We start from the raw sequence: 13364 nt of genomic DNA, 5'->3' as shown, positions 1-13364 counted from the left end.
GATGGACGAGATCGACGCGGTCTTCGAGACCGTCGCAGAGACAGCCGGGGACGTGCGCTCGATTCTCGGCGAGCGCCGCTCCTACGAGGAGGGCCAAAATCCCAGCGGCGAGCAGCAACTCGCGGCCGACATCTACGCCGACGAGCGGCTGGAACAGCGGCTGCTCGACATCCCGGCGGTGGGATCGTACGCCAGCGAGGAGCGCGACGAGGTCGTCGAAGACAGCGGGGAGTACCACGTCGCCTGCGATCCTCTCGACGGCTCCTCGAATCTCAAGCCCAACAACGGGATGGGGACAATCGTCGGGGTGTACGACGAGCCACTGCCCGCGGGCGGGGACGCGCTCGTCGCCGCGGCGTACGTCCTCTACGGCCCGACGACGACGATGGTCACCGCCGTCGACGGGACCGTCACCGAGTACCTGGTCGAGGACGGGGACCGAGCCGTACTCGACGAGGACGTGACGGTTCCGGACGATCCCGTCGTCTACGGCTTCGGCGGTCGGGCACCCGACTGGCCCGAGGCGTTCGCCTCGTTCGTCGAAGAGATCGAGAACAGACGGCTCAAACTCCGCTACGGCGGCGCGATGGTCGCGGACGTGAATCAGGTGCTGACCTACGGCGGCCTGTTCGGCTACCCGATGCTCGCGGACCGGCCGGAGGGGAAACTCCGACTGCAGTTCGAGGGCCACCCGATTGCGGCCATCGTCTCGATGGCCGGCGGTGCGTCGAGCGACGGATCGGAGTCACTGTTGGACAAGACACCGCAGGAGCTACACGAACGGACGCCGCTTTTCGTCGGCAACGAGTCGCTGATCGACGACCTCGAATCAGCAGTTCAGTAACCGAGGTAGATCGCGAGCGCCTTCAACACGCCGTAAACGAGCGCGAGCGGGAGCACGACGAACAGGAAGAGCGGCCTGAGCAGACCGAGCGGGAGGAATCCGAGCGGGAGTCCTCCGAGGAATCCGAACAACCCACCGCCACCGGAGACCTCCAGGTCACTGCCCGCCTGCGTCCCGTTGACGCTCACCGTGTACGTCCCCGACTCCTCGGGCGTGTACTCGAACGTGTAGGGAATCGTCAGCCCGGGGTTGTTGGTCTGTGAGAGAACGTTCTCCGCGACGCTGGTCGTGACCACAGTCCCGTCGATTTCGAGCGCGACCGAGACGTTCACGATCTCCGGTCGGGTGTTGACGAGCAGCGCGGTCACCTCGACCGTCTGTCCGGGATCGACAGACGACGGCTCTACCTCGACGCTCTCGACGGTGATGTTCTCGGAGGAGACCGAGAGGGTCGGGGGGCCGTCCGCCGAAGCCGAGTTCTCGCTGGACTGTTCGTTGGCGTCCTCAGATCCGTCGCCGCCGGGTGATCGAACCGTCACCGTCTGCTCGGCTTCGACGCCGTTGACGGCGACCGCGTACTCCCCGGGGTCGTCGAGCGTGACCTCGAAGCGGACGACGACGGGGAACTCGGGATCGACGGACGGGCGCTGTGTCGCTCTCGTCTCGCCGCCGACTGTCAGGGTCGTGGGTATCGTCTGCCGTTCGGTAGCGGTGTTCTCGACGATTGCGGTGATCGCCACCGTCTCCCCGGCCCGGACCGTGGTCCGGTTGATCGTGATCGAAGAGATCGAACTCTGGGACTCCTGGGCGAGCAGGGATGTCGATGGGGGACCGGTCGGGGTCGAGGTCTGTGGTTGCTCGCCGGGTCCGGCGACGGCGGGCGCCGCCAGGCCGGCAGCGAGACAGATCGCAGTGACGAGCAACACGGCACGACGCCGACGCAATCGGGCGGCCATCACCCCGGTGGGTACGGGGGATGGCGATATAAATCCATTCGCCGTCCCCGGCCGCAGGCCGAACGGTCAGTCCCGTTTCAGCGAGAGCGCGGTGCGTTCGAGCGAGCAGACCAGTTCGTCCTCCTGATTGAACGCTTCGACGCGCATCGTGACGATGCCACGGTCGCCGTCGCTGGTCTCGCGTTTGTCGAGCACTTCCGTTTCGGCCCGGATCGTGTCGCCGTGGAAAACCGGGTTGGGGTGTTCGACGTCGTCGTAGCTGAGGTTAGCGACGATAGTGCCGTCGGTCGTGTCCGGAATCGTCAGGCCGACGGCCAGACTCATCGTGTACAGACCGTTGACCACGCGCTCGCCGAACTCCGTGTCGGCGGCGAACTCGCTGTCGAGATGCAACGGCTGCTGGTTCATCGTCATATCGCAGAACTGTTGGTTGTCCGCCTCGCTGATCGTCCGTCGTTTCTCGTGTTCGATCCGGTCGCCGACCTCGAACTCCTCGTAGTACAGGCCAGTCATACGAGTCGGCTCGCAAGCCGGGAAGAAATAGCTACCGCCGGATCAGGAGTACAGATCCTCCTCGCTGATCTGGCGGCGTTCGAGGACGACTTCGCGGTCCCCGGTCGGATCTTCCCAGCCGACGTAGGCGTACCACATGCTGAGCACCCCGCGGTCGATCACGATGGAGTCGCCCTCGGTGACCATCGTCTCCTCGTCGTAGCCCTCGTAGTCCGACCACCGGTAGGCACCGATTCCGCTGACCCGCGTGTTCCGGACGACGAGGTTGCCGGCCTCGATCGGATCGCCGCCGGTGTGTGTCACCGTCAGTGTCGTCTGTCCCTGCTCGAACGAGAAGGATGCCTGCGGCGGTCCCGAATCAGCCTCCGTCTCACCGCCCTCTCGGCCGGTCCCGCGCGCGAACAGGCCCGTCGCGCCGAGCGCGCCGACCCCGAGCACGCCGACGAGCGTCCGGCGACTCACCTGTTCGGGGAGACTCTGTGTTGCGCTCTCGCCCGATTGATCCGGCTCCGACGGCTCCGGTGGCGACCGCTCGACCGGCGGCGTGGTCGGCCCGAACAACAGGGCACGTTTCAGTTCGTAACACGACCGAATCGACGACGAACCGGCGAGAACGGACTCGATCGTCTGCCAGAGACGCGGCGGCGGGCCGTTCTGCGGCCAGTCGAACGGACGCTCGGGCGGCGGCGTCTCTCCGGTGAGCAACTCGGCACCGAGCCTGGCGATTCGGTCGACCCCATCGGCAGGTGTGGACTCGGCTTCCAGCGGCCAGCAGACCCGAGCGCGCTCGGCCGTCGGATCGATACGGACCGCTTCCCGGGTCGGAACCGGGCGGTCGGCGCTCTCGATCAGCCAGAACGCCTCCGCGAGATCGATCATGATCGAGCGGACAGCGGCCGCTGAGAGGGGTTTTGCCGGATCAGATGGGGGGTCGACGGCGAGCCACGGTCGGGGCTCGTCGCCGGTGGCGACGACGGAGACGAGTCGCTCCGTGTCCGCACGTTCCAGCCACTCCGAGCGGGCGCGCACGAACGCCCGGCGCTGTCTCGCCGTGGCGCTCTCCGAAAGGGCAAGGATCTGTACGCGCCCGCCGTCCCCCGCGCGCGCCGAGAAGCCGTCGACTGCGCCGCCGTGAACCGGCCACTCGGGTGCTGGCCGGCCCGCGGAGAGGTCGCTTGCCCGCGTGACGAACGTCTCGGGAGACGCTTCCATTGCCCCGTGTTGGGCGCGGAGCCTCTTATTCTCCGGGTCAACACCAGTGTTTTTGTCGGCCCGCGTGAATCCCGGGACATGGCTCGCAGAAGCGTCCTGTTCTCCCCGGGCGACCAGCCGGAGCTCCTCCGGAAGGCACCCGAGAGCGGGGCAGATGTCGTCGTCTTCGATCTGGAGGACGCCGTCGCGCCGAGCGAGAAGTCGGCGGCGCGGGACGCGGTCGTGTCGGTGCTCGACGGTATCGATCCCGAGTGTGAACTGTGCGTCCGGATCAATCCCATCGACGGGGAAGGGTCGGCGGATCTCGCCGCGCTTGCAGACGCCGTAGCGTCGGTCGACAGCGTGGTACTCCCGAAAGTCTCGGGTCCGGACCAGATAGAGAGGCTCCACGAGCGATTCGACGCGGTCGGGTGGCGGCGACCGATCCTGGCGTTGCTCGAAACTGCCGCTGGAGTTCTCTCGGCGGAGCGAATCGGCGGACAGCGCGATGTCGAGGCGCTGCTGTTCGGCGCGGAAGACCTCGCCGCCGACATCGGTGCGACCCGCACCGACGACGGCGAGGAGATCGGTTACGCGCGCCAGCGGGTCGTCCTCGCGGCGAGCAGTGCCGGAGTCGACTGCATCGACACCCTCGTGACTGACTTCGAGCGGACCGAGTACCTCGAAACCGAAAGCGAGCGCGCCGTCCAGTTCGGCTTCGACGGAAAGATGGCGATCCACCCAGCCCAGGTGTCGGTGATCAACGAGGCGTTCACGCCCGACCGAGAGCGCATCGAGTGGGCCGAGCGCGTGCTGGCCGCGAAAGAACAGGCCGATCAGGAAGGGAAAGGCGTATTTGCCGTCGACGGAGAGATGATCGACGCTCCACTGATCGCGCAGGCGGAGCAGGTGATCGAACGGGCAACTGCGGCCGGCGTATCGGTCGAGGACTGACCAGTCGTCGATCCAGAAGCGCACTTTCCGACTATTCGTTGGTCGTCAACCTTTTGCACGTCGTGAGCGACTGGGTAAGCATGACCGGCGAAGCGGACCCATTCGAGAGTTTACAGGAGCAGGTGCGGGAAGCGGGCGCGGCCATCGACCTCGGGGAGGACGTGCTCGAACGACTGAGCAACCCCGAGCGGGTTCTCGAGTTGAACCTCTCAGTCGAGATGGACGACGGATCGATCGAACTGTTCGAGGCGTATCGGTCGCAGTTCAACGGCGACCGCGGGCCGTACAAGGGGGGAATCCGGTACCACCCGGGGGTGAACCGGGCCGAGGTGAAGGCGCTGTCGGGCTGGATGGTCTACAAGTGCGCGGCCGTGAACGTCCCGTACGGCGGTGGAAAAGGGGGGATCAGGGTCGACCCGGCCGAGTACTCCGAGGCCGAACTGGAACGGCTCACCCGTGCGTACGCCGAGGAACTGCGGCCGCTTGTCGGGGAGGACCGCGATATCCCCGCCCCGGATGTCAACACCGGCCAGCGGGAGATGAACTGGTTCAAGGACACCTACGAAACGCTCGAGGGGACGACCGAGCCAGGCGTTGTCACCGGAAAAGGAATCGAGAGCGGGGGGAGTCAGGGCCGCGTCGAGGCGACCGGCCGGTCCGTGATGCTCGTCGTGCGCGAGGCCTTCGACCACTTCGGCTGGGACGTGACCGACGCGACCGTCGCCGTGCAGGGCTTCGGAAACGCCGGGTCGATTGCGGCGCGCCTGCTCGACGACCTCGGCGCGGATATCGTCGCGGCCTCGGACTCCAGCGGTGCGATATACGACGGCGACGGCCTCGATGTCGAGGCGGCAAAGGAATACAAGGCCGAGACCGGATCGCTGAGCGGGTTCGACGGTGCGACCGAGGAATGGACGAACGAGGAGTTGTTGACCGCCGACGTGGACGTGCTGGTCCCCGCCGCGCTCGAAAACGCCATCGACGCCGAACTGGCCGAGGCCGTCAGCGCGGACCTGATCGCCGAGGCCGCTAACGGGCCGCTAACTCCCGACGCCGACGACGTGCTGGCCGAACGGGACGTCTACGTGATTCCCGATATCCTCGCGAACGCCGGCGGCGTCACCGTCTCGTACTTCGAGTGGGTACAGAACCGCCAGCGGTTCCCCTGGACCGAACAGCGCGTCAACGACGAACTCGAACGGTACATCACCGACGCGTTCGACTCGATGGTCGACGCCTACGAGCGTCTGGACGTGCCGACGCTGCGCGTGGCCATGTACACGGTCGCGCTCGAGCGCGTCGTCCGGGCGGCCGAGGAAGGCGGCATCTGGCCCTGACAACCACACCGTTTTCTCCCCGGATGCCCAGGGGTCTGTATGGCTACGTACGAACGGTCCGTTCGGGTCGCCGCACCCTTCGAGGAAGTCTGGGAGTTTCACTCGACGGAGTCCGGACTGGTCGCGCTGACACCCGGCTGGATGAACCTCGAAATCGAGTCGGTGACCGGTCCCGACGGCAGGCCGAATCCGGACGTGCTCGACGCCGGATCGGAGATTCGCTCGTCGGTCCGGCCGCTGAACGTCGGCCCCCGACAGGACTGGGTCTCGAAGATTACCGAACGCGAACACTCGGGCGGGACCGCCTACTTCGTCGACGAGATGGCGGAGGGACCGTTTCCGGAGTGGGAACACACGCACATGTTCTACGCTGACGACGGGGAGACGGTCGTCCGCGACCGCGTTCGCTACGAGTTTCCGTTCGGACCGCTCGGGCAGGCGGCCGGCCCCTTCGGCGTCGTCGGCTTCGAGCCGTTCTTCCGATACCGTCACCGGCGGACGAAGGAGCTACTGGAGGGGTAATTACCCGGAGTGACTGCCGTCTCCCAGTCTGTCACGAAAGGCTCGGCCAGCGCGAACGAGCACGGCGACCGTGGCGGCTGCGAGCGCGAGGCCGGGCAGCGCCGCAACTGACGGCCCGGAGACCAACACCAGCGCACCCGACACGCCCAGAATCGCGACGGAGACGAGCACAGCCAGGACCGCCCCGGACAGCAGGAGATGACGGACGAGAACAGCCCAGCGCGGCCCGCGGGAGAGGGCCGCGGTACCGTACACCTGTAGCTGGGCGGCCTCGTAGGAGATCTGCAGCCAGAGCCACAGCACGGCGACAGCGATGGTGAGTGCGGCGAGAGTATCGACGATCCCGGTTCCCAGCGTGATCGACACGCCGACCGCGTCCAGAACGGCCCCGACGAGTCCGAGCGCGAGAGCCGTCACCGGGGCTCCGACGAGTACCGCCGCACCGAGAAACACCGCAGCAGCGGTCAGAACTGAGACGTCGTCGTCCGCCACAGAGATTATTTCAGACGGGAACAGTATAAATTTGTCGAGGACGGCGATAACCGAGAAACTCGGCGATGGATCCGGCGACGAGCGCAGCGCCGTCAGGGCACACACAAGCTACTAACCCAGGGAGTGTCATGGTGGGAGTATGCCCAGAGACGGTTACCAACAACGCCTGGAGAAACTATCCGACGATATCCTCTATATGAGCGAACTCGTCATCGAGCGCCTGCAGATGGGCCTCGATGCGTTGCAGGACAAAGACGAGGACCTCGCGTGGGAGGTGATCGAGGGCGACCACGAGATCAACGAGATGTATCTCGAACTCGAACAGGAGTGTATCGACCTGATCGCGCTCCAGCAGCCCGTCGCCGGCGACCTCCGATTCATCGCGGCGTCGTTCAAGATCATCACCGATCTGGAGCGGATCGCGGACCTGGCGACGAATCTCGGCGATTACTCCCTGGACGCGCAGAAAGACACCTTCCCCGAGGTCGACATCCAGGCCATCGGCTCGAAGACCATCGAGATGGTCGAAGACGCGATGGAGGCGTACGACACAGAAGACGCCGAGGCCTGCATCGAAATTGCCGACCGGGACGACGAAATCGACGAGCTCTGTGAGGAGGCCTCCGAACTGGTCGTGCGCGACCTGATCGAACGGCAGGATATCACCGCCGAAGAGCAGATTCAAGAGACGATGCAGGACGTGTATCGGCTGCTGTTGACGATCCGGGACCTCGAACGAGTGGGCGACCACGCGGTCAACATCGCCGCACGGACGCTGTACATGGTCGAATCCGACGACGAACTCCTGTACTGATCCCGGGCGGCGAAGGACCACGTGTCAGAAACAACAGAGCGGTACCGAATTTTCTGCAATTGAAACGGCATTTCTAGTTAACACGTGTAACTTCACGACGTGGCCGAGAATTTCATGTAAATTAGGGTGAACCGCAAACATTAGCGATGATAACCAACACCAGATTCAAATTCCTCGGTGGTGTACGGCCAGCCATCACATGGGCCTGGACAGGTTTCTGTCGGTTCCGGACGATGGCGGTTACAAACTCGTCGTCACGAATCGGACACAGCCGGAGCCGTTCCAGCGGATGGTCGAGAACCTGTTCGCCGAGCAGACCGTCGATGTCAGAGAGACAGTCGACGGGACGTACCCGGAGAATACGGTACTCCTGCTGAAGGACGGAGACGTTATCGCGGAGTCGTCGCTCGACGCCCTGCACGACGCGATTTTGATGGTTAACTCGGATCTGTACACGACCGGGACGCGGAGCCTCGACGAAACGAACGTCCCGGACGTAATCGACGCGCTGACCGACATCCGGTTTTCGCTGCGCGGCTACCCCGAGTCGAACACGGAGAAACTGCTGTTGATTCTCATCTCGCGGCACATCGAGCGCCGGGCGTACGAGGTCGGAGACGGCGTCCTGCGGTCGTCGTTCCAGAGCCTCTCGCGGATCAAAGACGAACGCGGGACGCGGCGCACCTACCGGAAGGTGTCGGACACCGACGTCGACGTACACGTCTACGGGAAGCCGGACTGGCGACCGACAGACGAACTCGACGTGACCGCCCACTACGGGCGGACGAGAGACTTCGAGCACTCGTGGTTCGTCGTCTACCGGCCGCCGCCGGACCGACCGGGCGAGCGAAGCGCCGCTTTGCTCGCCATCGAAAGCGGAGACGCGAAGTGGGAGGGCTTTTGGACGTACGATCGGTCGGTCGTCGACGACATCGCCGAGTACATCAGGAGCAACCTGTAGCCGACAGTTTTTACCCACGAGCGCTCCCCCCAGGGAGTATGTGGGTTCGTTCCGAGTACGCGGGTGAACTCGCGGTGCTTTCGACGTGGCTCTGCGGGCTGGCTCCGTGGGCGGTGACCTGGATCGCCCGCGGGGAAGCCACGGGCTATTTCTTCTGGTTTCACGCGATCAACCTGCTGTTCACGCCGGGGCTGAATATCCCCGGCGAGCGGCCCCTGTGGGTCTGGGGGTTTCTCGAGTTCTCCGTTTACACCGGCGAAACGTACGCCACCTACCTGTGGCTCGCCGGAACGGGAGTGTTCGGAGTCGCCCTCGGACTCAGCGTCGCGTACTACGTCGCCGAAGAACGGATCCAGTCACTGACGGTCGACCCCGTCAAGATCCTCGGCGGTCTGCTGGTCGCCAGCGCGGTCCTGCTTGGCGGGGCATGCGTCCTGCTCGTCCGGAACCACCTCGGGACGACGGTCCCGGTCGGGGTCGTCCTGCAGGTCGTGCTGGGGGTCATCCTGCTGCGGACCGAACGCATCGAGCGAAGCGACGACGCCACCGCGCAGTCGGCCTGACCGTCACACCGGGTGCCATTTAAGTAGCTGGCCCAGTAAGCGATCATATCAACTGGGTCGTCGGCCGGTTCGGGGGAACAAACAATGGCAAAGGATGAGTCAGCCGAACGGGAGCAGGCGCTCGAAGGCAGGGCCGAGAGCGCCGGAGGGATCACGGGATGGCTCACGCGGACCGCCCGGGCGCTGGCCGGGTCGACGGTGTCGCCGACGGATTACGATCCCGAGCGTCACGGTAGACTCGTCACCTTCGACGGCCTCGACGGCCACGAGGAGGTCGAGCGGTACTGGGTCAACGCCCCCTTCGCGTTCGTCTCGATCAACTACTACCCCGAAGAGACGGAACACCGTTACTACGTCGTCGAACCGGAACTGACGGAGTTCGAGCAGGAACTGCTCGACCGCCTGTTCGAGGACATCCGCGGCCCGCTGCTGTACCGCGAGGAGGTCGCGGACACGCCCGAACACGCCCTCCGCGAGGAGTTGATCGACCGCCTCGAAGAGTACGGCGTCGACGTGCCCGACGAGACGTTTTACCGGCTGTTTTACTACCTCTACCGGGCCTTCCAGGGGTACGGTCGGCTCGATCCGCTGATGCACGACCCCCACATCGAGGACATCTCCTGTGACGGGCCGGCCCTCCCGGTGTTCGTCTATCACGACGAGTACACCGACATCGAGACGAACATCGTCTACCGGGACGACGAACTCTCCGATTTCGTCATCCAGCTCGCACAGCGGTCGGGACGGCACGTCTCGGTCTCCGATCCCGTCGTCTCGACGACGCTGCCGGACGGCTCCCGTATCGAACTCGCGCTCGGCGAGGAGGTGACGCCGAAGGGATCGGCGTTTACGATCCGGAAGTACGCCGAGGAGCCGTTCACCCCGATCGATCTGCTGGAGTTCGGCACTGTCAGCCGGGAGATGCTCGCGTACATCTGGCTGGCAATCGAGAACAACCGCTCGATGATCTTCGCGGGCGGGACCGCGGCGGGCAAGACCACCTCGATGAACGCCGTCTCGATGTTCATCCCGCCGCGGTCGAAGGTGTTGACAATCGAGGACACCCGGGAGCTGTCGCTGTATCACGACAACTGGCTGTCCTCGGTGACCCGCGAGCGGATGGGTGATGCCGACATCACGATGTACGACCTGCTGCGGTCGGCGCTGCGGCACCGGCCGGAGTACATCATCGTCGGCGAGGTCCGGGGCGAGGAGGCGATCACGCTGTTCCAGGCGATGAACACCGGCCACACGACCTTCTCGACGATGCACGCCGACTCGGTGCAGACGGTAATCAACCGACTCGAAAACGAGCCGATCAACGTGCCGCGGCCGATGGTCACCTCGCTGGATATCCTCTGGGTGCAGGTGCTCGGTCGGACCGGCGACGAGCGCGTTCGACGCGCCAAGACCATCGCCGAAATCGAAGGGATCGACCAGCGGACCGGCGAACTGGACTACTCGAACACCTACTCGTGGGACTCGACGGCCGATGCGTTCTCGGAGAACAACTCCGAACTGTTGAGCGAGATCCGGGAGGAACGGGGCTGGAGCCAGTCCGAACTGCTCGAAGAACTACGGAACCGACGGCGGTTCCTGAAGTATCTGCAGGACAACGGCGTCAGCGACTACCGGCGGTTCACCGCGATGGTCAACAAGTACTACGCCGACGCCGAGGAAGTGATGCGCCGAATCGAGAACCGGGGCGTCGAACTCGACGAGGCATGATTCCGCTCTGGCCGCTCCCGAGTGTGCTCGGAGTCGCCTTGGTCGTGCTCTGGGCGCTCGGGAAGTTCAGCCCGCGCGTGGAGAAGACGCTCAACCGGATCAGCCGGGTGGTGTTCGGCCGGTTCGTCTCGGAGAGCCAGCGCCGGAAGCGACGGCTCGAAGCCGCCTACACGACGAACACCTACCGGACCTACGCCGCCAAGACGCTGTTGTTCGTCTGTATGGCGTTTCTGGCCGGAACGATTCTCGGCGGCTACCTGCTCGCGTTCGTGCTCGCCGTCTTCCAGCCGCTGGTGCGGACGCTTGCCGGTCTGCCAGACACGATCACACAACCGCTCGGCGTGACCGAGGACTACGTGTTCGTCATCAGTTCGCAGACCCGCTGGCTCGTGTTGGTCGTCGGCGGGTTCGGACTCGGAGTCGTCACCGCAGCGCTGTCGTACGTCTTCAGGTGGCAACTGCCGGCGAGCACCGCGTCGGTCAGATCCCAAGGTATCGAGGAGGGGCTACCGCGGACGACCGCCTTCATGTACGCGCTCTCTCGGGGCGGCATGGAGTTCCCGCAGATTCTCCGAACGCTGGCCCGCAACCGGGCGGTCTACGGCGAGGCGGCCAACGAGATGAACGTCGCCGTCCGGGAGATGGACCTGTTCGGACGGGACATGATCAGCGCACTGCGGCGGATGGCACGGCGGACCCCCAGCGAGCAGTTCAAGACCTTCGCGGAGAACATGACCAGCATCCTCCAGAGCGGCAGCGACCTGCCGACGTTTTTCCGCGAGCAGTACGAGCGGTTCCGCGACGAGCAGGAGGAACGACAGGAGGAAGTGCTCGAACTGCTCGCGACGATTGCGGAGATGTACGTGACCGTCCTCGTCGCGGGGACGCTGTTTCTGATCACGATTCTGCTCGTGTTCGGGCTGTTGATCGCCGATACGCTGATGCTGTTGAAACTGATGATCTACCTGATGATCCCCCTCGGTAACGCCGCCTTCGCGCTGATCCTCCAGCAGAAACTGGACGAACTCGGCATCGCAAGGGGGAGCGGGACCGGTTTTCTGGACGACCTCAGCGCGTCGACGCCGACGAACGTGTTGCCGGCGAGTCGGGCCACTCGTCCAGACGGTGGCGTCGCCGACGGCCGCGAGGTGGACAACTGGCGGATGATCGCGCTGTACGACCGGCTGGGTCGAGTCAAGCGGTGGCTCCGGAATCCCCTGCGGACGTTTCTCTGGAACCCGACGAAGATCCTCTGGATCACGGTCCCGATAGCGACGGTCGTCTTGGCACTGCGGTTGCCGACGGCGTTTCAGGCGGAGGGCGTCGCGACCCGGGTCCTGGACGACATCGTGATCCAGTCGTCGCTGTTCGTCCTCGTCAGCTACGCGATATTCCGGGAGTATTACAAGCGACGGCTGAACCACATCGAGGCGGCGATGCCGGAGCTACTGGAACGGCTCGCGAGCCTGAACGAGGCCGGAATGTCCGTCGTCGAGGGGTTCGAGCGGCTCCGTGGGAGCGACCTCGGGGTGCTCACTCCGGAGGTCGAGCGGATCTGGCGGGACGTGCAGTACGGCTCGAACATCAGCGACGCACTCGTCAGACTCGGGCGTCGGGTCCGGACGACCGCCGTGGCGCGGGTCGTCACGCTGTTGACCAACGCGATGCGGGCCAGCGGCGACATGGGGCCGGTGCTCCGGGTCGCCGCCGAACAGGCCCGCGCCGAGGTGAAACTGCGCCGCCAGCGCAGCCAGAAGATGATGACCTATCTGGTCGTCATCTACGTCTCCTTTTTCGTGTTCCTGGTGATCGTCGCCGCGATCAATCAGGTGCTCATCCCCAGCCTACCGGATGTCGTGCCGGCGCCGTCGGGCGATAGCGTGAGCCGACTCCCGAGCGGGTCGAACCAGTTCGACCAACTCGGCAGCGTCGACAAGGCGGCGTACTCGCTCGTCTTCTTCCACGGCGCGATGATCCAGGCGGCGTTCGCGGGCTTTATCGCCGGCCAACTCGGCGAGGGATCGCTCCGCGACGGCGCGAAACACGCCGCCGTGATGGTGACGATCGGGTACATCTTCATGATCCTGCTCACCTCGCCGGTCGCCTCGATCTCCGCGACGGGGGTGACCGCCGACGAGAACAACGTCTACGGTGTCCAGGAGGTGTCGCTCTCCGAGGGCGGGTACGTCGCGGTCTACGACGAAGACGGCGTCGAAGGGGAGCTACTGGGCAGGACCGAGTATCTCGAACCCGGCACGCACACCGACGTCGTCGTTCCGGTCGACCGGGAGTTGGCGGACGAACAGACCGTCCGGATCGTCGCCCACCGGGACACGAACGACAACCAGCGGTTCGATTACGTCGGGCCGTCCAGCGGAGAGACAGTCGACGCGCCGTACGAGTCGATCGGGAGCAGCGAGCAACCGGGTGTCGAAGTACAGATCCAGCGGATCGACCTGCAGGAGAACGGCGAGTGAGCATCCATCACC

The 13364-nt window shown here is 65.1% G+C and carries 13 protein-coding genes; 9 read left to right on the top strand and 4 right to left on the bottom strand.

Annotation, left to right across the window (positions count from 1 at the left end; genetic code table 11):
• Nucleotide 1 precedes the first annotated feature (1 nt).
• Nucleotides 2-844 carry a class 1 fructose-bisphosphatase gene (locus GRX03_RS04300; protein ID WP_159762922.1) on the top strand — a complete coding sequence of 281 codons (843 nt, stop codon included), beginning with the start codon at nt 2-4 and terminating at the stop codon, nt 842-844.
• On the opposite strand, the gene GRX03_RS04295 is transcribed toward GRX03_RS04300, so the two are convergent.
• From GRX03_RS04295 to GRX03_RS04285, 3 genes are all read right to left on the bottom strand, one after another.
• A complete protein-coding gene (locus tag GRX03_RS04295) occupies nt 838-1800 on the bottom strand; it encodes a hypothetical protein (RefSeq protein ID WP_159762921.1) in 963 nt (320 codons plus the stop codon). The genes GRX03_RS04300 and GRX03_RS04295 overlap by 7 nt on opposite strands.
• A gap of 66 nt (nt 1801-1866) precedes the next feature.
• Entirely contained in the window at nt 1867-2313 is a 447-nt protein-coding gene (locus GRX03_RS04290) for a MaoC family dehydratase (protein WP_159762920.1), read from the bottom strand.
• 42 nt (nt 2314-2355) lie between these two features.
• Nucleotides 2356-3525, bottom strand: coding sequence for a hypothetical protein (locus tag GRX03_RS04285; RefSeq protein ID WP_159762919.1), 1170 nt, complete (start codon nt 3523-3525; stop codon nt 2356-2358).
• A gap of 78 nt (nt 3526-3603) precedes the next feature.
• On the opposite strand from GRX03_RS04285, the gene GRX03_RS04280 reads away from it, so the two are divergent.
• The 3 genes from GRX03_RS04280 (at nt 3604) to GRX03_RS04270 (ending at nt 6317) form a co-directional block, all read left to right on the top strand.
• The gene (locus GRX03_RS04280; RefSeq protein WP_159762918.1) at nt 3604-4458 is read left to right on the top strand and encodes an HpcH/HpaI aldolase/citrate lyase family protein; all 855 of its coding nucleotides are present in this window, start codon (nt 3604-3606) and stop codon (nt 4456-4458) included.
• A gap of 80 nt (nt 4459-4538) precedes the next feature.
• Nucleotides 4539-5795 carry a Glu/Leu/Phe/Val family dehydrogenase gene (locus GRX03_RS04275; protein ID WP_159762917.1) on the top strand — a complete coding sequence of 419 codons (1257 nt, stop codon included), beginning with the start codon at nt 4539-4541 and terminating at the stop codon, nt 5793-5795.
• Between the two features lie 39 nt (nt 5796-5834).
• Nucleotides 5835-6317, top strand: coding sequence for an SRPBCC family protein (locus tag GRX03_RS04270; RefSeq protein ID WP_159762916.1), 483 nt, complete (start codon nt 5835-5837; stop codon nt 6315-6317).
• On the opposite strand, the gene GRX03_RS04265 is transcribed toward GRX03_RS04270, so the two are convergent.
• Nucleotides 6318-6809 carry a hypothetical protein gene (locus GRX03_RS04265; protein ID WP_159762915.1) on the bottom strand — a complete coding sequence of 164 codons (492 nt, stop codon included), beginning with the start codon at nt 6807-6809 and terminating at the stop codon, nt 6318-6320.
• A gap of 139 nt (nt 6810-6948) precedes the next feature.
• Between GRX03_RS04265 and phoU the strand changes: the two genes are divergently transcribed.
• The 5 genes from phoU to GRX03_RS04240 all read left to right on the top strand — a co-directional run bounded on the left by phoU (nt 6949) and on the right by GRX03_RS04240 (nt 13352).
• Nucleotides 6949-7623, top strand: a complete 675-nt coding sequence (gene phoU, locus GRX03_RS04260) for a phosphate signaling complex protein PhoU (RefSeq protein WP_159762914.1) — start codon at nt 6949-6951, stop codon at nt 7621-7623.
• A gap of 199 nt (nt 7624-7822) precedes the next feature.
• A complete protein-coding gene (locus GRX03_RS04255; RefSeq protein WP_159762913.1) occupies nt 7823-8584 on the top strand; it encodes a histidine kinase in 762 nt (253 codons plus the stop codon).
• A gap of 38 nt (nt 8585-8622) precedes the next feature.
• The gene (locus GRX03_RS04250; protein ID WP_159762912.1) at nt 8623-9147 is read left to right on the top strand and encodes a DUF7549 family protein; all 525 of its coding nucleotides are present in this window, start codon (nt 8623-8625) and stop codon (nt 9145-9147) included.
• Nucleotides 9148-9231: 84 nt separating this feature from the next.
• Nucleotides 9232-10875 (top strand): type II/IV secretion system ATPase subunit, encoded by a 1644-nt coding sequence (locus GRX03_RS04245; RefSeq protein WP_159762911.1) that lies wholly within the window; start codon nt 9232-9234, stop codon nt 10873-10875.
• Nucleotides 10872-13352 carry a type II secretion system F family protein gene (locus GRX03_RS04240; protein ID WP_159762910.1) on the top strand — a complete coding sequence of 827 codons (2481 nt, stop codon included), beginning with the start codon at nt 10872-10874 and terminating at the stop codon, nt 13350-13352. Before GRX03_RS04245 ends, GRX03_RS04240 begins: the two co-directional genes overlap by 4 nt.
• The last annotated feature ends 12 nt before the right edge of the window (nt 13353-13364 follow it).

Source organism: Halovenus carboxidivorans (assembly GCF_009831575.1).
In the GTDB taxonomy this organism is placed as follows: domain Archaea; phylum Halobacteriota; class Halobacteria; order Halobacteriales; family Haloarculaceae; genus Halovenus; species Halovenus carboxidivorans.
This window is presented reverse-complemented; position numbering and strand designations above follow the sequence as displayed.